The organism is Ruegeria sp. CDSA077 (assembly GCF_059612265.1).
Map to the genome: position 1 here is coordinate 129,055 of NZ_JBXWQG010000008.1, position 20,294 is coordinate 149,348.

Below are 20,294 nucleotides of genomic sequence, written 5' to 3' on the forward strand. Positions count from 1 at the left end.
TTCTAGCACTGCCCGTAGACCCACCTCCGCGCGCTTCGCCCAACGTGGTCGCGGGTCGCGATTTCGCTTGTTTGGGCGTTACAAACTGCCCGGTTTTAGCGCTTCTATAGTTCTTGCCTGACATGACATTCCTCCATGATGAACCTGCCTGATGAGATTACAGCGCAGACCACACCCGCAGTCAAGAACAAATACGGAACATTAGGGCTTTCTATTAGGGCGATTCTTTGCACAAACCTTGCACACGCTTTGCACAAAATCGAAATGCCGAATTTTCGAGTGACCATAACCCAATGAAACTGTTAGTAGAAAATTTGTTCGGTGGAATAATTCGAGTTTCGAGTCTTCTCGATGGGACTACCCCCGAGCTAACGCAGTCCCTACCAAGTCACTGGGAGTCTGTTTTTCTTTCAATGAGCTTAGCTAGGTCACATCGTCAAAGGTATCAGCCTTTTCCAAGCCTTCCCGGAACCAGCTTTCATGCAATCCTTCTGGGCCAAGAAATTCCAAGCTCGCCGCGTCAGCGGCGGCGGATACCTCAACCGCGCGCAGATATTGCTGAGTTTCGCGTACATGTTGGAGATTGATGAGCGTAATACGCTCTTCTTGGCAGATATGGTCAGCCCAAACCTGCATAACAGCCCGCCGCTTCTTTAGCATGTCGCTGCGAAAGTATGCTGCCGTAACCGCCTTCTTGGTCTGGTGCGCCAATGCCATTTCGGCGAGTTGAATGTCGCATATTTCAGTCTCGACAAGGAAGTCAGTGCAGGCTGACCTGATCCCGTGACCCGTGGCGAGGATGCCCTTTTTCTTGAAATACTGCGTGAATGCATTCTCAGATGGGACACCCGACTTAGTTTTGGGCGAAGAGAAGACATATCCCGTCTTGTCCCGCCACATTAGCGCCTGTTTGAGCAATGGTACCGCCTGCACCGGTAGCGGAACCCTGAAAGGTTGCTCGGTCTTCGTGCTCTCTTCCGGTAGCGTCCAAAGCGCCTCTTTGAAGTCAATGTCTTCCCAGCGCATGAAGCGAATCTGACCTGTCCTAACGACTGTTAACAGCATCAGCTTCAAAGCCGTGTGCGTCTTTGAATCCGTCAAGTTCGTGTAGACACCCGGCCAATCCGCCCACGGCAGCGTCCGCGCAGAAACGCGTTTTTGCTTACCCTGTGGTCCTAACTTCGCAAGCGCGTCCGCGACAATCTGTAAATCGAATGGTTCATCTGCTTTTGCGTATTCCATTGCCATCCGAAACCGGTTGAACGCCTTTCGGGCGGTGTCTTTCTTCTCTGTCCAGATAGGCTTGAAGTTCGCAACGATCTTTTCTTGCGTCAGAGTCTCCACCGTCTCGTTTCCTAGTTTGGGGAGCACATACAGATTAACGGGCGAGAACCATCGCCCCGCTTCACCACCACTTTTGAGTCGGCGTTTATACCCTTCGAAGAATTCATCGAAGATCACGCGGACGGTGCGATAGCTCTTCTTCACCTGTCCGGCTCTCTCCGCGTCTCTGACGTCGATTGGGTCACGTCCGGTGGCCTTCACACGCTGCCAGTATTTGTGCGCCTCTCTGGCGTCTGCCAGCGCTAAAGCAGGATATGGCCCAAGGCCCATCTTTCTCTTTACGCCCGCGATCTGATACCGATAATGGAATGACGCTGCGCCGCCGGTTGTGGTTTGGAAGTATAGTCCGCCGCCATCGGAAAGGACCTTATTCTTGCCGAACGAAGCGCGGAGTTCGCTGTCCTTCAGGCGGTGAATGGCTTTGTTCATAATAGCGAATCCTATGGACACTTTTATGGACAGTTTTGCCACCGTGCCTCAGGGATATCAACCATAAACCTTTATGAAATATAGGGATTTTTTGTAGGTTCGACGCCGTGTGGGGGCACCATTTCACTCTAAGATTCCTTCTGTTCCTTGATTTTGCTAAAGTCACAATGTTTGGGACAGCGCAGGTGCTTTGCGCAACGAAGAGTTTCTCCGAGGACTTTTTCTGATGGCCTGCGTAAATGGGGTGGTGGTCAAAGGCGGCGATTGAATTTCCGCAGGTTGCATCGGCGAAACGCATTGTGTTCATAGCCTTATGGCCTTACTGGTGCTTTCAGCCTAAAAACTGGCCCAACGCGCTGTGCGGGCGTGATGGAATGGTAGACATATCAGACTTAAAATCTGAAGGGCGTATGCCCGTGTGGGTTCGAGTCCCACCGCCCGCACCAGCGATTATCCCAATATACATCTGGATGCATTCAAGTAGTTGCAAAATAAGGGTTTTGCGAGTTGGTGCGCTAAGTAGTGCTTGCCATTGTGCGTAATTTTGCGCGATGTATTACGCATATTTTCAGCATGGTGCGTAATCAATGGCCTCAATTCGAAAGCTGAAATCAGGATACAGAGTCGAGATCGCGCGTAAAGGTGTGCGTAAATCGAAGGTTTGGCCAACTCGGCAAGAAGCCAAGGATTGGGCTGCACGGCAGGAATACTTGATTTTGAATAGCGAAAAAGTAGCGGCCAAGATGACGGTTGGCGAACTGTTCGACCGCTATGCACGTGAGGAATCACCCAAGAAGCGAGGCGCGCGATGGGAAACAATACGATTGGAGAAGCTGAAGCGCGACAAGATCGCAAAAGTTACTCTCGGAAACGTTGCGCCGAAGGACTTTGCTGACTGGCGTGATCGTCGTCTGCGTGAAGTTGCGCCCGCCAGTGTAATTCGGGAAATGCAGCTCATGTCCACCGTGATGAATACGGCGCGCAAAGAGTGGGGTCTTATAGCGCAAAACCCGTTGGCCAAGAGGCCATGCTTCGCACGGCAGGGGCAGAGAGGGTGCTGCAATACCCGCGCGACCTAACTGCGTTGATCAATATGGCTGGGATGGCTCTTCGACCGGAAGACACTTTGCTGATGGTGCAACCATCGTTGCTGAAGGCTATGGAGTACAAAGAGCTTTACGAAGCATGCGACGGCAAACTGCTATTTCAGGTTGTCGGACATGATCCGTTTCCGCTTAATTCCAAGCGCCACTTTGGCGAGTTCCGCAAGATCAAGGCGCGTGGCGTAGAGACCGAGGCCGTACAGCTTACTGGCAGGCCGCGCACGGTGGCCACTTATACCGAGGAACAGGCGGACGCGATCATTCGGTTGTGGCATGAAAAGCCGAAACGCAAACCCTCTGAGATTGTCGAGCTGGCCAAAAAAATTCTGGGCTTGCCTGATGATCACGACATGAAAACGTCATGGGTGCGTGACCTTGTGATAAAATATGTCGGAACTGGCCAGCGGGACAAGCCGGACCACTGGAATGGCATCTCTGGAAGTGGTGAATAGGAGATTTGGATTGCTCACGATTGAACGCACGTTGCCGAGAGACTTAATCTACAAAGTTGGGTGCTACGCGCAACTATGTGCGCACATAGAGCTCACTCTATGGCATTACTACATTGGTGGGCAGCAGGTTTCAGAGAACGATGCGGATCAACAAAGACATCTCATGGACTTGCGTTTGAATACCTCCGAACTTCTCAAGGCGCTTGAAAAGTACATCGGAAAGCGCAGAGGAGACCTACCGGACGCGGAATTAGCGTTGTTGTCTGAGGTGGTTCATGAAGTGGAAGTTGGCCTGCCAATTCGTCATCGAATTATCCATGGGGCATTGGCGTATGATCAAAGCGAAGGCGACCTTTGGTTGCTTACGCATTGGAAAAAGTATCCGAAACAGGGCCAATTTGTTGAGTACAAGGAACCATTTCAATGTGACGCAATAGATGAGCCATTGAGAATAGCCAACGAAATCCACGAAAGCGCTTTGAGACTTCTGGATATGGCGGATGAACGACGGGCGAAAACTGTAGACGACGAATAGGAGGCTGCGCCATGGCCACGTTGGTCGAAGTCGACAAAGACGAGTTGCTTGAATTGCTCGATCACGTGAACGACGCGATTTGCTGGTGTTCGGTTTCGATGCCAGACGTTGATCGCTACCATCGCGCGGGTAACGCAATGTGGGCCGTGGTGCACAGATTGGCGGGCGATGATGCAGCAGCGGATAGGTGCATCAAGAATTTGGAACTTCACAAATAGGAGCCCGGCTTGAGGACCTTTATCCAGTACTTAACGGGGTACGACTACGCAAAGCCCGACGAAAGACGGGAAGTAAACAAGTTGTTCCGGTCTCTTGGATTAGCTGTTCTGTGCCTGATCATATTGATCGTTTTCAAAGATCAGTTTCTGTACCTTGCGAGATTTGAGTATTAACAAATAGGAGGCAGACATGGGGCAAGTTCACGCAAATGCTTGGTTGATCGCCAGCGTTGACCGGATGGTGAAGGCCGATCTGCAAGCGATGGTCCTTTCACTGCCTGGGGAATTTGCGCCATACCCGCGAGATGCCCTGAAGACATGCGATGCCATGCGAGCCTATATCACTTTGGCTCGCCGCTACTACTATCAGGACCGGGTGCTGAAGGGAAAAATCTCGGACCTCTTGGAGAAAGCAAGGCCGGTCCACCAGCGGTCTGCAAAGCTTAAACGCGATCCAGTAGAGTCGCTGTGCGAAATCACTGCTGCAGAGGTTAATGAGTACCTGAGGCAGAGTTCACAATGAGGAGCCAAGGCCGAATGACGTATGAAGAGTGCCTTCAATCCACGTTCTTTGATTGGCAAGGCTGGACGATAGCATTCGCTGGCTTGCTCGGGTCTCTAGCCTTGGCGAAATACGGACAAAGGCGTCTCGCATTCGCAGCTGTTTGTACTGGCCTAATAGCAGGTGTTGTGTGTGGGTATTTGTACTACGAGATGAACTGCGTTGAAAAGATCCGCCCGTATGGTTTGAGTTTCGCAGCAATTTTTTGAGAGTCCACAAATAGGAGCTGGATATGTCCGGAAGAAAATTCAAGAGGCCAAAAGGGATTGATCAAGTCCGCAATGACCCAGAAGAGCAGTATCGCGCGGGTTACCAGCACGGCGCACGAGATGTATTGAAAGGATTGTTGGATGTATTGCCGCCTGCCAACGAAGACATCAGAGAGTGGATAGAGGTTGAGCTTCAAAAATGGCGTCATGATGCCGAAGCAAGCCCGCAACCGCCCGCCCTCAAACGTTCACAATAGGGAGCGCCTGATGTCGGCTCTGCGGACGAAGCCGCCTTTTGCAGGTGCGGCTATTGCTTATGCAGCATTTCCTCGCTTGCGCAGCGGTCTTTTCGCCGCGGTGCAGCCCCTGTCGCCAGTGCGGTCGTTGAAATCCCTCGCCAGGCGCCGATCCGAAACTGATCTTTCGCCGCGAGCCGCCGAAACTGGAAAGGAGCGGGACAAACATGCCCCTGGTATTTTCCGCTCGAATGACCGCTTTGTACGCTTTGTGATCGCGGCGAAAAACATCTCTGGCGGGAAGTAGGCCTTCGGTGGTGATGTAAAACTGAACGGTTGTTGGATAAGATCAAACCTTCAATCTGACAGAAACAGTGGATTTCTTTCTGTGGAGAAAGCCTCTGATTGAGTTATGTAAATTGCAAGATTATCGAAGTCCTTTTGATCTGTTTGAAACGAACCCACGTTGTTGGCTTCGAGTACTGATTGATGGACCAAACCAAGATTAAGAGGCCAAGAAGGTTATTCCGTGAGGACCAAAGGCGGCAATAGCCCAGCACCTGCACTCCGATTTTCTCTGGTAGGAGACTGAAAACACCGCATTTTCAGTTCCTGAGTCTCTAGTATCCGGACCTGATACCGAGAGGCTTCCAAACAATAAAGCCAAGCCATCTTTTCGCATGGAAACACCGTTCATCCAATGTTCACATTCTATATATGCCATTTTCATCTCTGCGAGCCATATTGTCCTACTGAAATTAAATACCGTTGGTTCACAGAAACAACCGACGAGCAGGGGATCGTCTGTGACAAAGACTGGAAGTAGGTCAGCCCAACGCAAGTTGAGAATTTTTTGCTACCTAACCTGCGCCGTTTTATTGGCTTTCACTTTTCTGGTTGGCGACAGTCAATTCAATAAAGCAGCGGCGCAGACTGCTAGTTTCAGGTCTGTTGATACGAATACTGACGGTGTCTTGAGCTTGAATGAGCTGTCCGCCGCCTTTGGAGAAGTTGGTGCGCGGCGGCTTCTTGAAGACATTGATCGCAACCGAGACAATCGCATCACGATCCTTGAGTTACGGTGGGGAACAAAAAACAAGATAGGTAGCACTGGTGACCGCGGCGGTCGTGGAGATCGAACTAAAGGTCAAGATGATCGCGGATCTAACAACGAAGGGGCTAGTGAGCGGGATGGAGACGATGACCGTGGCGACGATCGGAACGATGATGACTGACCGAAAACCGTTCGTTTGCGCACTCTAAGTGACTGTCCGCAAGGACAAACCGGAGATCGAACTAGCATCAGATTGCTTTGAGACAGAAACGAGGACCCTGAAAAGTGTTCATTTGCCGTTCATTCGTTTGCATGCCAATCCTTCATTCCACTTTGCAAATGTTCTCACATCACTTTGGCAAAACGATTTCACTGAACAGCCAGTTACGGAGCAATGCATGACACAGTTTCCCCAAACCTCGCATATTGCCTGCGAAATCGCAAAATGGGCGTTTACAACCCGCAGAGTTGACCGGTCTGATGTACATGGACTTTCCGCGCAGTTGGATACTGCAAAGGCAGGGGATCTTATCCTCTGTGAGATCGCCGAGATTGGTCATCACAAGAAAATCCAATTAGCGGAACGTCGCGCCTCTGTCAGTTACCCAGGCGATTACGTTGTTCTATGCTTGGGTGACCGATACGCACCAGACCAATTTCTTGCCAGCGCGGTGATTGATGATGATCTTATCGATCTCGTTGCCGGTGGCGGCGTCGCAGGTCGCGTAGACGCCGCGCATGATTGCATGGATGATCCAACACGGTTAAAGCCAATCGGCCTTTTGACCAATGCCAAGGGTCAGGTGATCAACTTGGCAGATTATGCGTTACCATCGATGCCGACCAACGAGCGCGTAACGGTCATTGGTGTTTTTGGAGCCTCAATGAATTCAGGAAAAACTACAGCCGCATCAAGCCTTGGCCATGGGTTGATGCGCTCTGGATATACCGTCGCCGGTGTCAAAGCCACCGGAACCGGGGCCTTTGGTGACTTCAACAGTTTCGAAGATGGGGGCGCGCCAGCTCTTGATTTCACTGACGTCGGAATGGCGACCACGTATCGAATGCCATTTGAAGCGATCGAATCCGGATTTGATACACTGGTTGCAACTGCAGCGTCGCGCGGTGCCGAAGTCGTGGTTGTCGAGATCGCTGATGGCGTCTTCCAGCAGGAAACACGGGCAATCTTACAATCCTCACGCATTCGGGATCGATTGGACGGCATTTTATTCGCTGCGCCGGACGCGCTGAGTGCGTTGGGCGGTGTAACCGTTCTAAATAATGTGGGTCTCAGCCCATTTGCGGTATCCGGAAAGGTCAGTTGTTCCCCGTTGGCTGCTGCTGAAGCTGCAGAAGTAACCTGCCGCCCAATTTTAACACGCGAAGATCTTTGGTCGCCAGCGATTATCGCCCAACATGTTGCACCGTTGATGCGACGCGACCGCGAAGATGTGGCCGCATGAACCCCCTCCCAAGACTGGCCACAAGGGACCGCATCATTGATGCGGTCCTCGTGGTATCCTGTGGAATCGTGCAGGCTATTGCGCTTGCTCTCGCAGCGTTTGCTACACGAGATGCTTTTGCGGCACTTCACGCCGGGGATGTACTTGCAACAAATACTGTCTTGCAACTGGGGGTCTCCGGTACCGTTGCAGCAGCATGTCTCTTCTTTTCACGATATCGGGCAGAAGCGCTTGGCCAGAGTTACACAATTTCACTGCGCCGGACGCTTTATCGACAGATTGCGCGACTTCCAAAGTCCCGACATGAAAAACGCCGAGTTGGAGCGTTGTCCCTAAGGTTTGTCGGTGACTTATCTGCAGCGCGACTTTGGTTCGGTCGCGGACTACCGGATGCATGGTCTGCAATGATTGTGATCCCTGGCGCGGTATCCATTCTCTATTTTCTCGACCCTATGCTTGCGATCAATGGTATCGCCTCGCTGAGTGTTGCACTGGTCGCAATGGGGTTGCTGGCCTGGCATCTCGTTCGGCGCCATCAAAAACTTCGTCGAAATCGAGCCAACATTGCTATTTCCATGATTGAACGCATTTCTATCGCACCTGAATTAGACCTGATGGGGCGAACCGACCGTGAACTGCGCAAGCTTGACAAACAGGGCGCATGTTTGCGCAGTGATGCGCTGGCACGTCGCGGTAGAACAACCAGCCTGCAGGCGGTCTTGCAGCTGGGTGTGGCGTTAACCGCTCTGCTGATGCTTTGGCAGGCCAGTCGGTACGCCATTGCTCCGTCGACAGTTGCAGCTTGCCTGTCGGTATTGGCATTGATTGCCCTTCCGTTACAAAATCTGGCTGAGGCGTGGGACCAATATTGCGCGTGGAGGGTCGCCCGTGAAAAAGCCGAGAAGCTGCTTTCGGAACCAGAAGTGACCAGATCTGCAACAAACCAAAACGATCCGATTACCATCAAGGTGGCCGGAGAGCTCGATCAGGAGCCTATCTTATTTGTGGCCCCGCCGGGATCAGTTTCCAAATTAACAGATATACATGCAAACAGCCTCGCGCGTATCATCGCCGGGCTAGACGCAAACGATGGCATTGATGTCTGTTATGGTGGGGGAGTTAGTATCCCGAAAATCGCCTTTATCGGAGACAACCATGTTGGGCTTCAGGGAAGTTTGCGCCGATCCGCAACGCTGAGCTGTCGGAGACGACCGAGCGATCTGAGGATAGCAACGGTTATGCGGGTTTTTGGGCTATCCAATCTCCTCGCGGCGCCCCGCGGCCTAGATCAACGGTTGGCGGAGAACGGTAAAGGTCTTTTGCCGCTCCAGACCCTGCAATTGGATCTCGTGCGCGCTGTTCTCGGCAAAGCTGACGTCGTCATCATCGCGTCAGTCAGGTGGATGTCATGCTGGCATCACAGGGTCGAATTGCTCGAAACTCTGCAGGAGTTTTCGTCGGCCACCATCATTTTGGCCGAAGACGCCATCCCGCTTAGTTTAGAACAAAATGCAAGGGTTATTTGATATGCGTTCATCTACTCTATTTGGGATTTATGCCGCTGTACTGATCGGTTTTTTGGGTGGGTTGGCGGGCCTGACCCTATACAGCCTCGAAAAAACCCGATGGTGGGATGCCCGAATTTCCCTGGCCCATGAGTCATATGGCCTGCATCTGAGGCTTGAGGCGGACCTATACCGTCTGTTCAAGCAACACGGTGACGCACTTCTTATCGGCGATCGGGATGATGGGATCAGCGAGACAGAGTTGCAGGAGAAAATCGCCCAGACATTGGATGCAATCCGAAAGACCATTGCCCGAGAAATTCAGATGGTAGGCGAAGAGGAGTTCGAAGAACTGGAGCTTCTCGATGAGATTGAAGACGATATAGAAGCTGTCAATGCAGCCATCGCGAACCTTTCAGAGGCTGGTAGCCCGATTGAGACATTTGTGCGGATTGAGCGTCTGGCCGCCCTGCTGGACGGGGACATTGATGACGAACTGGATCAAAAAATTCAGGCCGCGCTTGATGAGGAAGTGGAAGAGGTTGAAGAAGTTTTGGCCGAAGCAGCAGCCTTTCGTGAATGGAATGAACGATTGGTTTACGTGATCGTTCTTGCGGCCATAGGTGTGTTGCTGGTGGCCCTTGTATCGTTCAACCGCCAAATCAGAAAACCACTTACGTTGCTTGCAGACGGCGTTGGGCGCCTGCGAAGAGCCGATTATTCGAAGCCCGTAGATCTTGGTGGTAGCCGTGAATTCAGGGAATTAGGCACTGTTCTGAATAGCATGGCGGAAGGCTTGGCTGCCCGAGAAGCAAGTCGCGCCGAGCAAAAGAGGCAACTTGAAGAAACGGTTGCTGCCAGAACGTTCGAGCTTCAACAACTTATCGACAAACTTGAAATGGGGGAAGAGAACCGCAAACGATTGATGGCCGATATTAGTCACGAGTTGCGAACGCCACTGGCAATTATCCTTGGAGAGGCCGACGTTACTTTAAGGACATCAGACACATTGTCAGAGGATACTTCCGACTCACTCGCCCGTATTCGGGATTCCGCAAAGCACACCAATCAAATCGTTGATGACATGCTAACCGTCGCTCGGTTCGAGGCGGGTCAACTTAGGCTGGATCGCAAGAAAACGGATCTACGAAAAGTGGTGCGAGATGCCGTGGCGATGTTCCCTGATCCGGTGCAGGTCGAAAGCCCAGAATGTATGGTGAAGGCTTCAGTCGATGAGGTTCGGCTTCGCCAGTCAGTACTCGCGTTGTTGCAAAATGCACGACGATATGGAGGCCCAACAATCAGCGCAATACTGGAAGAAGGGCTCGCGTCTTGCTCGATCACAATCGAAGACGACGGTCCCGGCCTGAGCGCAGCGGAAAAATCCCAGGCATTCGACCGGTTTTTTCGGGGCTCAAACGCCTCGGGGCAGGGGATCGAGGGAAGCGGTCTGGGGCTTCCAGTCGTTAAATCGATTGTCGAAGCCCATGGTGGGACCGTTGACCTTCAAGATCGCCAGGAGGGCGGGTTGAAGATCATTATAACGCTGCCCAAAGAACCCCTAATGAAAATTGTACAAACCGATGTTCGACGAGAAACGGACTAATGCCTGTCTGTTTCAGAAGCAAATTGCAAAACCATAAAACCTCACGCAGCTTTGCCATACATGGTTTCAGACACAGAGAAAACTGAGGCACACTATGAATATTCTACTTGTCGAGGACGAAACACGCGTTGCTGACTTCATACGCCGCGGATTGTCTGCTGAAGGTTGGTCCATAGATCATGCACCAAGCGGGGAAGATGCCTTGGAGCACGTAGCATCCGGCAATTATGATATTATCTTGTTGGATCTGATGTTGCCGGGAATTCAGGGACAAGATGTTTGTCGCAAGCTACGTGCCCGAAAGTCAAAGATCCCTATCCTGATGTTGACCGCCTTGGATAGCCCTGAGGAACGGGTAGAAGGATTGAAGATTGGTGCAGACGACTATCTTCCTAAACCCTTTGATTTCGACGAACTCATCGCTCGGATAGAAGCGTTGCACCGCCGCGCCAACAGCTATGCAAATAATCTCAGCAACACAGTGATTACATGCGGAGCACTTACATTTGACAAGCAATCCCTTCAGGTCGCTGTCGAAGGTCAAGAAATCCAGCTGTCGAAAAAAGAGCGCGACCTTCTCCTTTTGTTTTTGACCAATGTTGGGCGCGTATTATCAAGAGAGCGGATTCTGAATTCAGTTTGGGGAATGAATGAAGATCCATTGACCAATGTTGTAGATGTCTATGTCGGGCGCCTCAGACGCAAGATCGGTGCAGATGGTCAGAGGATCGTAACCCTCAGAAACGTCGGTTACCGCATGAGCTGAATACTTCGTTTGTGGATCAGTCGAAGATGTACCTCCATTAAAGAGGCCTAGATATTGCGCAAGGTTGAATAGCTATGCTCCGGCTCTTGAGCGATCTCAGGGTTTGAGAAGAAAACACTCAAGAAACTTTCTTGCCCACTTTGTGTAAGAGAATTCAGCATGCCGACCAATGCCAACAAGACGCTTTACAACTGTGTGAGCCAAGGTCTCAATTAAAGCCGCTAAGCGATTTCGAATTTAATTGAAACAGTCAACCCAGGTGAGTTGTTTGTCGCCGCTAAGAGCGCCGAATGATGATCTGCTATAGCCTTCACCAGCGCCAAACCCAATCCATTCCCAACACTGGTTCGTTCACTTTCTAGCTTATAGAAAGGAACAAATAGCTTGCCCAGTGTGTTTTCGGGAACACCAGGGCCATCGTCAATAACCGAGAGCGTAATGGTGCTTTCTTCTTGTTCAACAGTCAGGAGAATCCTGGAATGATCCGGACAATGATCAATTGAGTTCTGCAGAAGGTTTGCACAGAGCTGTTTCAACATACCTTCATCACCTTCGATTAGTGTACGCCCTGATTGGTTATCCACAAAAATAAGACTTTGGTCCTTAACTTCCGCAAGTGGAATCATGTTTTCAACTGTTTCTCTACCCAATCTATTTAAATCCAGATAGCTGAACGCTTTGGGGCCGCCTCCTTCTTCAATACGGTTGATCCTCAAAACTGTTTCGAAGGTCCATTTGAGACGATCGAGTTCAGATTGAATTTGGTCAATCGGTTCTAAGGATCGACCTTCCGATTGTAGAGAATCCTTCGCTTTCTGAAGTGCTATATAAGCATGAGTGAGCGGGTTTTTCAGATCATGCGCAATGGCTGCAGCGGCTGATCGGGTCGTTGACATCAAAGCCGTCAGTTTGTCGAGATGGCCGTTCATTAGCCGTGCAACCCGGTCTATCTGATCGTTGTTTTTACCGACCGAAAGTCTCGCTTTGATTTCCCCTCTTGAGACTTTGTTAAGCGTCTTCGCCATTTGATCGAGTTTGCGATATGTTCTTATGCTTGTGATGTAGCCAACCAACAGAGTGCACAGTGTTGCTCCTAATCCGATTGCGACCAAGGACCAGGCCAACGAACGCAGTGTACTTTTTACAAATGCAAGATCGCGGCCAACCACAATTACAAATCCACGGTAAGTTTGCACATTAACCCGATGGATACGTTTTTCACCGCCCAGATTTATTCCATCGTCTTCGATTTCTCCCCAACCTCTAAAGGAGGGGTATTCGTCGATGTTACCCGCTAGACGCTTCCCCTGACTATCGAACAGGCCAATCAAACTGGTGTCGAACGGCAACCATAGAGTTGCGTCATCGATCGCTTGTACAACATCAGAATCGTTGTCGTTATCGTCCAGAATTTCCTGAATGAAACGCATCTCATCGATCAATAACGAATCCATTTCACGCTGCAAGTCGCCACGAATTCTTTCGAATGTCAAAAAGGCCAATGCTGTAACTGAAAGGAGTATTACTACTGCTGCATACAAGGCAGTGGTAAAGGCTGCTCCAGATACAATGTTTGAGCGTTTCATTAGTCTTTCATCCGATTTATATGGCGACCCCATTGGTTTGGCTAACAGCAAACCTTTTTCGGCCGGTCAAGTGTGTGATCCGAGGGTTTTAGCTGCAATATTGACGCAAGAATGGGGAATTTGACTGAAGTGGCTGCACCACTGGTGATTCAGACCCGGTAAAGTGAAAAAAGGTCAATCCCTAACCTCTGTGCAAAATGCACTTGATTGAGCACATCCGGTCACCTTCAACCCATAACACACAAAGATTTCTTTGTCTGAAACAGAAAGCAAAAGAACGCAGGTTTCGATGAACATACAGCGCGCCCCTCCGAGGGGGAGGAAGGGCGCGCTGTTGTGACTGAGGGAAGCTTGCTTGCGAGTGAGTGGCCCGTGTCCTCACGGTACCGGTGACACCCTTTAGGAGGGTTCGAGTGCTTCCTCAGTTGAGTAATCGGTTTCAGTTCCAAACCTGATGACATCTTCTGCAACGTGACCTTGCCAACAGGTTTTCATGAACTTTACATTTTTGATAGGTTGTCACGATCTGTCCCTTTGATCACCCACCCTTTGTGCAATGTCCGTGATCTTCGAACGGTGTAGCGCCATGCGTGGACAACTCATAAGTCATGTTTGAAAAATGGAGCGCCAAGGTCCAGACTTCGTCAGTCTTTATGTGGATGAATGTCACACCGTCCAAGCCATGTGCGACAGATGCCATACCTTCTGTATCCTGCACTATCAGGCGCGCTTCTGAGAGATTGGTATCATGAAAAATTTGAATTATTTCTCCGTTTGTTTCTGACGTGCATTGGAATTCTGTTTCGTCCGCCAACGCCACAGTCGCAGGCAAGAGTGCCATTAGGAATATTGAATTCTTCATCATTGATTTCCTGATCAAAGGGTTGTGCTTTTAGAGTTGAGTGTTCCGGGTGGCAGTGAGAACTCTGAGAAATGCCGTTCTTAAGTTTGTGTTCAGGCCGCAATGGGAGGCTTCCCAAAACTTACACACACCCGCAGGCCCGGTTCATTGCTTTCTGCGGTGATTATTGCGCCGTGTCGCATCGCTACGGCCTTCACAAGCGATAACCCAAGCCCATTTCTAGCTTCGTTTCTTGGGTGATCACCTCGGAAGAACGCGTCAAAAATTTGGCTGATTTGAGGTTCCGGAACCCCAGGCCCATTGTCTGCCACAACCAGTTCAATAGCATCAGACTTGGCTGTTAGAGAAATCTTGATCCAAGATCCCGAAGGGCAATACCGGAGTGAGTTGTTCACAAGATTGACGAGCAGCTGCTTCAGCATGCATTCGTCACCTCGTAACAAAATCGTATCGGCATTGTAATCTGCCGTGATGTGCTTGCCTGCGTCGACCGCAACCGGATAAAACGCTTCGGCAACATTCTCAACGAGCGCACTAAGATTGACTGTTTTAAACCCGTTTTGATGCCCGCCTGCTTCGATCTGTGACACTTTGAGTATTATGTCGAAGACAGTTCTGATGTTCTTAAGGCTGCACTCCAACTCGTCGAGGCTGGGTCGCGGGTCGCTACCATACTCAATTTGGCTGTGTACCTGCTGCAAAGCCATGAACCCGTTCGTTAAGGGCTCCCTCAAATCGCGAGCGATAGTGGCTGCAGTTGATTGAGTGCTGTTGAGTAAACTGGAATTCCAGTCGAGACGTCGATTGATAATTTGGAAAACCCGATCGAAATGGTCGCCTGTATCCGTCACGGGAAGACGAATAGCTGTGTTTTCTTCAATGGCATGATCCAGAGTACGCTCAATCCACTCGAGTTTTCGAAAGCTCTGAGAACTGAAATAGTAACCAAGGCCCAAAACAGTGGCGGTTGTAGCGAGCGTCAATAGCAACAAGCCCTCCCATAGCGTTGTCAAAGCTTGATTAAGCGATGTCAGGCTGCGGGCGACCACCGTGCGATACCCGAGATAATTAGAACTGTGAAGCACATAGACAGGGGATGCTCCACCGATCTGGACAAAATCCGGATCAACCTCGTTCCAACCAATCTCGCCGGGCGCTTTCGTGATTGATCCAACGAGGGCTGAACCGTGCTGGTCGAACAGTGCGATTATGTGAAGCCCGGTTCGATTGGGGCTATTCAAATGTTCAATTGCTCGCTGAACTGCGTCTGCCCCACCGTCCAGCAATATCTCGTGAAACAGAAGCTCCTCGTCGAGGATTTGTTGTTCAAGGTCAGAGCGGAGCCGGTCTTCTAGCGCTAGGTAGGCAGCGTATCCGAAGACTGCAGTTATGATCCAGACAATCAATGCGGCGAAACAAGCTGTCCGGAACGGAACGCCCGCGAGAATGCTAGCGCGGCCCATGAAGGCTGTATCCAACGTTCCGAGACGTGTGCAAAAGCGGCGTCTCAAAGGGTTTGTCGATCTTCGACCTCAAACGACTGATATACGTTTCGATCACGGTCGAATTTGGATCAAAGTTGTAGTCCCAGACTTGCTCTAAAAGCATGGTGCGTGTCACGATCCGCCCTGTATTTCGCATCAGAACTTCCAACAGCGCAAATTCACGGGGCAACAAGTCAATTGTAATATCTTGCCGTTTCACTACCCGGCTGAGCAGATCCATTGAAAGATCGTGAACTTGCAGCTCAGTTGCAGCAATGCCGGATGGTTGTCGTCTGATGATGCTGTTTAAGCGCGCAAGGAGTTCTGAAAAATGAAAAGGTTTAACCAAGTAGTCGTCGGCACCTTCGGTCAAGCCTTCGACTCTGTCCTGAACGTCTCCGATTGATGTAAGGAACAGAACCGGGGTCTGTTTTTTCGCAGCCCTCAGAGCTTTGAGAACGGAAAGACCATCCATTCCTGGCAACATACGATCTAAGATTATTGCGTCACATTCATTGTATAAACAATATGATAGAGCGTCCCGACCATCATCGTACCACTCCACGCTGAAACCGTTTGACCTTAGCCCCGAATTGACAAAGTCGGCGGTCTTTTTGTCGTCTTCTGCGACGAGTATTTTCATTTCAAGGCCTCCGACTATGCCGCTGGACTCGCTTGTCGCAGTTCCTAATGCAGCGTTTAGTGAACTCAGCCATGACGAGATGGCTGAGTCCATTTGGCATATCGTTGCAGACTAGAGGCTCAGCGTTCCCTCAACAGCCTTCACTTGTAACCGGGCGAGACCCAGATTGGCGGCCTTCTTGTCCAACGCGACATACACAAAAATGTTTGGGTTTTTGTCCAGTGGGCGAACCAGATGAAACTGTTTGCCAAGCGTGATCAGAATGTCTTCGATGGTATCGTTGAGCTTCAAAGCTTCGATTGCCTGCAGCTTAGCGCGGACAACTTCAACATTCGCGGCGCCTGCGGTATCAAGATCAAACTTGGAACCGCCCTCTGTGCCTAAAACAAGACCGGTATCGCTGTCGACGAGGCACGCCCCCAGAAGACCTTTGATTTCACTTAGTTTAGAAATGTCCAATGACATGTTTGGCTCCTTTTTGGCCTTGGAATAGTTGGTCTGACCTGCACCAAACGCTCGATTGTCCGGACGGGCTTTGTTGTTTGCGGGCGGAATGGTGATGACGTGTCTTTGAATCAGGCCAAATCTTTCGTTAAATCTGGCCAGCACAGAGGTGGCGTCACCTTTGGGTTTCGACATTTTCTATCCAATTCTCGCTGTGATTGTGGAGGTACAATGTCGACCTGTATGTCTGTCACTTCGAACTGCTTGGGCATGAAGAAACAGCTGATCAATTAATCTGTCATCCAAACCAGGGAGGGCGTTGGTTCTCCGATGGGTGTGACACTTGGGATCAGATGTCACTTTCAGAACTGATGTACTTAGGTTGCGAGAGTGATTGCGGCCTCTGTGCAAAAAATCCAGTGCTGCAATGCAGGTAAGGACTAAGTATTGGGCAGTGTTGGTTGAAAAGGCCAAAACACTTTCGGGGCCCAGAAAGAATGCCGGCCACAGATGTCCCATTTCAAAAAGAATGCCAGCCAAAACGGGTAAAACAGAACTCAGCATAAGACCCTCGCCTCGTTACTAATCAACTAAGCTGTCCGTAGAATACCGGGAGTTTTAACTGACCTTTCAGACAGCTTAAAAATTTGTAAGGATTTGTTTTTCGTTGGTGTGAAGTGAAGTCTAGGGCGCAAATGACTCGTTAACTGACCCTGCGTGTATTCAGACGCCGACGTGGTTCAGAACGAGATGAACAACAGTTCCTAATTGGCAACTGTGTGCGCATTACCGACCTTCGTGCAGAGCGCAGCATCTGTTTCTCGGGGCTCGCAGTCAGATTTCGCCACTTGCGGCACGAGCATCGGCTCCTGAAGAGCGAACGGCCGCGCATAGAACAAGATAACACAAGATCAAAGATTTGGGTTATCGCTTCGATGACCGGTTCGGTTCCGCCCGCTGCAAAAGCGATGCTGCGCAGGCATTAGACCGGTGTGAGCCCATTGAGGCCCTTCGCCACCAATTGATTTCTCGCAAGTGCTGCAAGAACGCGACGACGCTAGTTAGCCTCAAGCTAATTTAGCACCAGGCTGGCGTTGTGTCGCTAGGTATTGACATGCTCCAGTGCTGAGCCTATCTGCCCGCTGAAATCGAAGAAGGAGCTTTATGCGCAGAGGTTGAGAATTCCCGTTCCGACACTTCATCCAGCATCATGTTGGGTGAGCAATCTCTGCTGCGCAAAAAAGCGCCTGATTTAGACTGAATCATGAAAAATCTACAACTCGAAATCCGCCCCTACCAGGCGGAAGACAACGCTGTGTTGACCGAAATCTGGTACACAGCCTCACGCATCGCGCACAGCTTTCTTGGTGAAGAAAAGCTGCTGGAGCATCGCGCACTTGTTTCTGAGATCTACTTGCCTCAAGGGGAGACGTGGGTCGCCTGCCTGGACGGGAAACCAGTCGGGTTCCTCGGGCTGATGGACACCTACATCGGCGGGCTCTTCGTGTCACCCGGCGCACAGGGGATGGGTATCGGTCAAGCCTTGATCGCACACGGTTTGGACCTGAAGGGGGTCTTGGAACTGGACGTCTATGCCCTCAACCACCGCACGCACGGCTTTTACAAAAAGCAGGGATTTGCAGAGGTAGACCGCAGACCGGTGGACAAGGAAGGTCTTCCCTTCGAAGAAATATCCATGCGTCTCACGAGGTAAGGCACGTCAGGGCGGGCATTTTTTCCCTCCCTGATCACCACGGCACAGCCCCCGCGATGGCAGTAATGGCAGCCCATCTTGCAAAGCGCCCGGCAAATTGCTATCTGCGCTGCACGGCAATGGAGATTTTATGTCCCGATAATGTGGGGAGGCAGAGCGTCCTCCCGGTGCAAAACTGAACAGACTCCAGCATCCGTTTGAAGCGGGTGAATGATGTTTTGCAATCCCTAAACACACATTAATGCCCGGGCAACTGCCCGTGGCCGGAACATGAGAGTTCACAACAATGACACGGGACTATTCCCAATTCCTGCCGCCCTCTGGCGGCGGCAACCCTGCTGCACGCACGCGATCCAAACTGGAAACACTCGGGTGGCAGCCGTTTTTTGCACAACAGGTCAGTATAGACGGCTTGGCTGCAACGCCGCCTGTGCGCGTGGCCGAAGTTCACCGCAACGGGTTGCACGTCCTTGGCTATGGCCTTGACAGGCTGATCCCGCCGGGACCAGAGGCCACCGTTGGCGACTGGCTGCTGCTCAATCAGGAGCACCCGGCACAAAGCACAGTGCTGCACCGCAAGAGCCTGTTCAAACGGCGCGCGCCCGGAACGGACCGCAGGTTGCAGCTGATTGCTGCCAACGTGGATACGGTCTTCATCGTCACGTCCTGCAATCAGGACTTCAACGTGGCGAGGCTTGAACGCTATGTGGCGCTGGCCTTTGAGGCGGATGCCGCGCCGGTGATCCTTCTGACCAAAGCCGATCTCTGCGACGATAGCGATCCTTACGTGCAAGCGGCCTCGGCGATTTCCCAGCAGGTGATTGCGCTTGCGGTAAATGCGCTTGGGCAGGAGCCGCAAGAGAAGCTGAAAGACTGGTGCAAAGCGGGCCAGACCATCGCGTTTCTGGGCTCATCCGGGGTTGGGAAGTCCACGTTGGTCAACGCCTTGATGAAAACAAAGGCCGTGGAAACCGGTGCGATCCGGGAAGATGACGCAAAGGGCCGCCACACTACCACCCGGCGGCAACTTCACATTCTGCCAAACGGCTGTGCGGTGCTCGACACGCCGGGGATGCGCGAACTGCAGCTGACAGATGCCCAGGACGGCATCGCAGGGCTGTTCGATGATATTTCAGCATTGGCCAGCCAGTGCCGGTTCAGTGACTGCACGCACCAATCCGAACCCGGCTGCGCGATCAAAAGCGCCGTGGAGCGGGGCAAAATCACACCGGACCGCCTGGCCCGGTGGAACAAACTGGTGGCGGAAGAGCGGTGCAACTCGGCCTCGCTGGCCGAGCGCAAATCCGATGACAAGGCTCTGAGCAAATTGATCCGGGCCGTCAAACAAAACAACAGAAAGTAAGACAATGATCAGAGAATACACAGCAAACGACACCGACGCGCTGATTGCCATCTGGGAAAAGGCCAACACGCTGGCGCATCCATTCCTGACCCAAGGCTTCGTGGCCTTCGTCAAAGATGCGATGCGCAACATGTTTCTGCCCAATGCGGAGACATGGGTGATTGAAAAGGACGGCACCCCCATCGGGTTCATTGCCATGATGGGCAACGAAATCGGCGGGCTGTTCCTTGATCCGGACCATCACGGGCATGGCTACGGCCGGGCCATGGTTGATCACGTGGTCGGTCTCAAGGGTCCGCTGCGGGTTGAGGTCTTCAAGGACAACAAAGTCGGGCGACCATTTTACGAACGCTACGGCTTTGAATTCGTGGAGGAGTATCTGCACGAACAATCCGGTGCCATAACTGTCAAAATGTCCATGCCTGGTGCCGCGACCGCCTAACCGGCAACGCTAGTAGACTTGGCATTGACAATCCCCGCCTGCATCCCGTGGCAAAGGTTCTGCCGCACGGGGTGCAGGCACTCACTATAAAGTTGCAGCTAAAAGACGGTTTGAGATTTGGGCAACGTCGTGGCTTTGAATGAACGGTCTGGCGACATCGGCTGCAACCCAGCAATGAGCGTGCCATGCCTGCGAACGGATGCTGCGTCGGCAAAACCCGAAAGGGCAACGGCAGCAATGTCCGCGACTTGATCCTTGCCATCAACGCCGTTGC

20 protein-coding genes and 1 tRNA gene are annotated in these 20,294 nt (G+C 51.5%); 15 read left to right on the forward strand and 6 right to left on the reverse strand.

Going from position 1 to position 20,294, the window contains the following annotated elements:
- Positions 1 to 423: 423 nt before the first annotated feature.
- On the reverse strand, positions 424 to 1,773 hold the full coding sequence (locus AC2FLE_RS15525; protein WP_496698123.1) for a tyrosine-type recombinase/integrase: 1,350 nt from the start codon (positions 1,771 to 1,773) through the stop codon (positions 424 to 426).
- A 360-nt stretch (positions 1,774 to 2,133) separates the two neighbouring features.
- Here AC2FLE_RS15525 and AC2FLE_RS15530 point away from each other — a divergent pair.
- From AC2FLE_RS15530 to AC2FLE_RS15585, 12 genes are all read left to right on the forward strand, one after another.
- Positions 2,134 to 2,219 (forward strand) — tRNA-Leu (locus AC2FLE_RS15530).
- A gap of 141 nt (positions 2,220 to 2,360) precedes the next feature.
- Entirely contained in the window at positions 2,361 to 2,852 is a 492-nt protein-coding gene (locus AC2FLE_RS15535) for a site-specific integrase (protein WP_496698125.1), read from the forward strand.
- Entirely contained in the window at positions 2,801 to 3,328 is a 528-nt protein-coding gene (locus tag AC2FLE_RS15540; RefSeq protein WP_496698127.1) for a hypothetical protein, read from the forward strand. The genes AC2FLE_RS15535 and AC2FLE_RS15540 overlap by 52 nt, the downstream gene beginning before the upstream one ends.
- Positions 3,303 to 3,863 (forward strand): hypothetical protein, encoded by a 561-nt coding sequence (locus AC2FLE_RS15545; protein ID WP_496698128.1) that lies wholly within the window; start codon positions 3,303 to 3,305, stop codon positions 3,861 to 3,863. Before AC2FLE_RS15540 ends, AC2FLE_RS15545 begins: the two co-directional genes overlap by 26 nt.
- 11 nt (positions 3,864 to 3,874) lie before the next feature.
- Positions 3,875 to 4,081: a hypothetical protein gene (locus tag AC2FLE_RS15550; protein WP_496698129.1), complete on the forward strand. Its 207-nt coding sequence runs from the start codon at positions 3,875 to 3,877 to the stop codon at positions 4,079 to 4,081.
- A gap of 190 nt (positions 4,082 to 4,271) precedes the next feature.
- On the forward strand, positions 4,272 to 4,604 hold the full coding sequence (locus AC2FLE_RS15555) for a hypothetical protein (RefSeq protein ID WP_496698130.1): 333 nt from the start codon (positions 4,272 to 4,274) through the stop codon (positions 4,602 to 4,604).
- 271 nt (positions 4,605 to 4,875) lie between these two features.
- Positions 4,876 to 5,109 (forward strand): hypothetical protein, encoded by a 234-nt coding sequence (locus AC2FLE_RS15560; protein ID WP_496698131.1) that lies wholly within the window; start codon positions 4,876 to 4,878, stop codon positions 5,107 to 5,109.
- 785 nt (positions 5,110 to 5,894) lie between these two features.
- Positions 5,895 to 6,323: an EF-hand domain-containing protein gene (locus AC2FLE_RS15565; protein WP_496698133.1), complete on the forward strand. Its 429-nt coding sequence runs from the start codon at positions 5,895 to 5,897 to the stop codon at positions 6,321 to 6,323.
- 217 nt (positions 6,324 to 6,540) lie between these two features.
- Positions 6,541 to 7,605, forward strand: a complete 1,065-nt coding sequence (locus tag AC2FLE_RS15570) for a hypothetical protein (RefSeq protein WP_496698135.1) — start codon at positions 6,541 to 6,543, stop codon at positions 7,603 to 7,605.
- Complete coding sequence (locus AC2FLE_RS15575; RefSeq protein WP_496698137.1) at positions 7,602 to 9,131, forward strand: ABC transporter transmembrane domain-containing protein; 1,530 nt, start codon at positions 7,602 to 7,604, stop codon at positions 9,129 to 9,131. The genes AC2FLE_RS15570 and AC2FLE_RS15575 overlap by 4 nt, the downstream gene beginning before the upstream one ends.
- 1 nt (position 9,132) lies before the next feature.
- Positions 9,133 to 10,716 (forward strand): sensor histidine kinase, encoded by a 1,584-nt coding sequence (locus tag AC2FLE_RS15580; RefSeq protein WP_496698139.1) that lies wholly within the window; start codon positions 9,133 to 9,135, stop codon positions 10,714 to 10,716.
- A gap of 94 nt (positions 10,717 to 10,810) precedes the next feature.
- On the forward strand, positions 10,811 to 11,482 hold the full coding sequence (locus AC2FLE_RS15585; protein ID WP_496692155.1) for a response regulator transcription factor: 672 nt from the start codon (positions 10,811 to 10,813) through the stop codon (positions 11,480 to 11,482).
- A gap of 221 nt (positions 11,483 to 11,703) precedes the next feature.
- Here the strand turns inward: AC2FLE_RS15585 and AC2FLE_RS15590 are convergent, their stop codons facing one another.
- The 5 genes from AC2FLE_RS15590 to AC2FLE_RS15610 all read right to left on the reverse strand — a co-directional run bounded on the left by AC2FLE_RS15590 (position 11,704) and on the right by AC2FLE_RS15610 (position 16,696).
- The gene (locus tag AC2FLE_RS15590; protein WP_496698140.1) at positions 11,704 to 13,068 is read right to left on the reverse strand and encodes a HAMP domain-containing sensor histidine kinase; all 1,365 of its coding nucleotides are present in this window, start codon (positions 13,066 to 13,068) and stop codon (positions 11,704 to 11,706) included.
- Between the two features lie 538 nt (positions 13,069 to 13,606).
- A complete protein-coding gene (locus AC2FLE_RS15595; protein WP_496698141.1) occupies positions 13,607 to 13,930 on the reverse strand; it encodes a hypothetical protein in 324 nt (107 codons plus the stop codon).
- A gap of 92 nt (positions 13,931 to 14,022) precedes the next feature.
- Entirely contained in the window at positions 14,023 to 15,393 is a 1,371-nt protein-coding gene (locus tag AC2FLE_RS15600) for a sensor histidine kinase (protein ID WP_496698143.1), read from the reverse strand.
- On the reverse strand, positions 15,380 to 16,057 hold the full coding sequence (locus tag AC2FLE_RS15605; RefSeq protein WP_496698145.1) for a response regulator: 678 nt from the start codon (positions 16,055 to 16,057) through the stop codon (positions 15,380 to 15,382). The genes AC2FLE_RS15600 and AC2FLE_RS15605 overlap by 14 nt, the downstream gene beginning before the upstream one ends.
- A 111-nt stretch (positions 16,058 to 16,168) precedes the next feature.
- Complete coding sequence (locus AC2FLE_RS15610; protein WP_496698147.1) at positions 16,169 to 16,696, reverse strand: roadblock/LC7 domain-containing protein; 528 nt, start codon at positions 16,694 to 16,696, stop codon at positions 16,169 to 16,171.
- Positions 16,697 to 17,765: 1,069 nt separating this feature from the next.
- Between AC2FLE_RS15610 and AC2FLE_RS15615 the strand changes: the two genes are divergently transcribed.
- The 3 genes from AC2FLE_RS15615 to AC2FLE_RS15625 all read left to right on the forward strand — a co-directional run bounded on the left by AC2FLE_RS15615 (position 17,766) and on the right by AC2FLE_RS15625 (position 20,020).
- A complete protein-coding gene (locus AC2FLE_RS15615) occupies positions 17,766 to 18,215 on the forward strand; it encodes a GNAT family N-acetyltransferase (RefSeq protein WP_496698149.1) in 450 nt (149 codons plus the stop codon).
- 286 nt (positions 18,216 to 18,501) lie between these two features.
- Complete coding sequence (rsgA, locus tag AC2FLE_RS15620) at positions 18,502 to 19,578, forward strand: ribosome small subunit-dependent GTPase A (protein WP_496698151.1); 1,077 nt, start codon at positions 18,502 to 18,504, stop codon at positions 19,576 to 19,578.
- 4 nt (positions 19,579 to 19,582) lie between these two features.
- On the forward strand, positions 19,583 to 20,020 hold the full coding sequence (locus AC2FLE_RS15625) for a GNAT family N-acetyltransferase (RefSeq protein ID WP_496698152.1): 438 nt from the start codon (positions 19,583 to 19,585) through the stop codon (positions 20,018 to 20,020).
- Positions 20,021 to 20,294 lie beyond the last annotated feature (274 nt).

Excerpts from the sequence above, each read along its gene's own strand:
- AC2FLE_RS15525 (WP_496698123.1), bottom strand. The coding sequence starts at position 1,773 with ATGAACAAAGCCATTCACCGCCTGAAGGACAGCGAACTCCGCGCTTCG.
- AC2FLE_RS15535 (WP_496698125.1), top strand. The coding sequence starts at position 2,361 with ATGGCCTCAATTCGAAAGCTGAAATCAGGATACAGAGTCGAGATCGCG.
- AC2FLE_RS15540 (WP_496698127.1), top strand. The coding sequence starts at position 2,801 with ATGCTTCGCACGGCAGGGGCAGAGAGGGTGCTGCAATACCCGCGCGAC.
- AC2FLE_RS15545 (WP_496698128.1), top strand. The coding sequence starts at position 3,303 with ATGGCATCTCTGGAAGTGGTGAATAGGAGATTTGGATTGCTCACGATT.
- AC2FLE_RS15550 (WP_496698129.1), top strand. The coding sequence starts at position 3,875 with ATGGCCACGTTGGTCGAAGTCGACAAAGACGAGTTGCTTGAATTGCTC.
- AC2FLE_RS15555 (WP_496698130.1), top strand. The coding sequence starts at position 4,272 with ATGGGGCAAGTTCACGCAAATGCTTGGTTGATCGCCAGCGTTGACCGG.
- AC2FLE_RS15560 (WP_496698131.1), top strand. The coding sequence starts at position 4,876 with ATGTCCGGAAGAAAATTCAAGAGGCCAAAAGGGATTGATCAAGTCCGC.
- AC2FLE_RS15570 (WP_496698135.1), top strand. The coding sequence starts at position 6,541 with ATGACACAGTTTCCCCAAACCTCGCATATTGCCTGCGAAATCGCAAAA.
- AC2FLE_RS15575 (WP_496698137.1), top strand. The coding sequence starts at position 7,602 with ATGAACCCCCTCCCAAGACTGGCCACAAGGGACCGCATCATTGATGCG.
- AC2FLE_RS15580 (WP_496698139.1), top strand. The coding sequence starts at position 9,133 with ATGCGTTCATCTACTCTATTTGGGATTTATGCCGCTGTACTGATCGGT.
- AC2FLE_RS15585 (WP_496692155.1), top strand. The coding sequence starts at position 10,811 with ATGAATATTCTACTTGTCGAGGACGAAACACGCGTTGCTGACTTCATA.
- AC2FLE_RS15590 (WP_496698140.1), bottom strand. The coding sequence starts at position 13,068 with ATGAAACGCTCAAACATTGTATCTGGAGCAGCCTTTACCACTGCCTTG.
- AC2FLE_RS15595 (WP_496698141.1), bottom strand. The coding sequence starts at position 13,930 with ATGAAGAATTCAATATTCCTAATGGCACTCTTGCCTGCGACTGTGGCG.
- AC2FLE_RS15600 (WP_496698143.1), bottom strand. The coding sequence starts at position 15,393 with ATGGGCCGCGCTAGCATTCTCGCGGGCGTTCCGTTCCGGACAGCTTGT.
- AC2FLE_RS15605 (WP_496698145.1), bottom strand. The coding sequence starts at position 16,057 with ATGAAAATACTCGTCGCAGAAGACGACAAAAAGACCGCCGACTTTGTC.
- AC2FLE_RS15610 (WP_496698147.1), bottom strand. The coding sequence starts at position 16,696 with ATGTCGAAACCCAAAGGTGACGCCACCTCTGTGCTGGCCAGATTTAAC.
- AC2FLE_RS15615 (WP_496698149.1), top strand. The coding sequence starts at position 17,766 with ATGAAAAATCTACAACTCGAAATCCGCCCCTACCAGGCGGAAGACAAC.
- rsgA (WP_496698151.1), top strand. The coding sequence starts at position 18,502 with ATGACACGGGACTATTCCCAATTCCTGCCGCCCTCTGGCGGCGGCAAC.
- AC2FLE_RS15625 (WP_496698152.1), top strand. The coding sequence starts at position 19,583 with ATGATCAGAGAATACACAGCAAACGACACCGACGCGCTGATTGCCATC.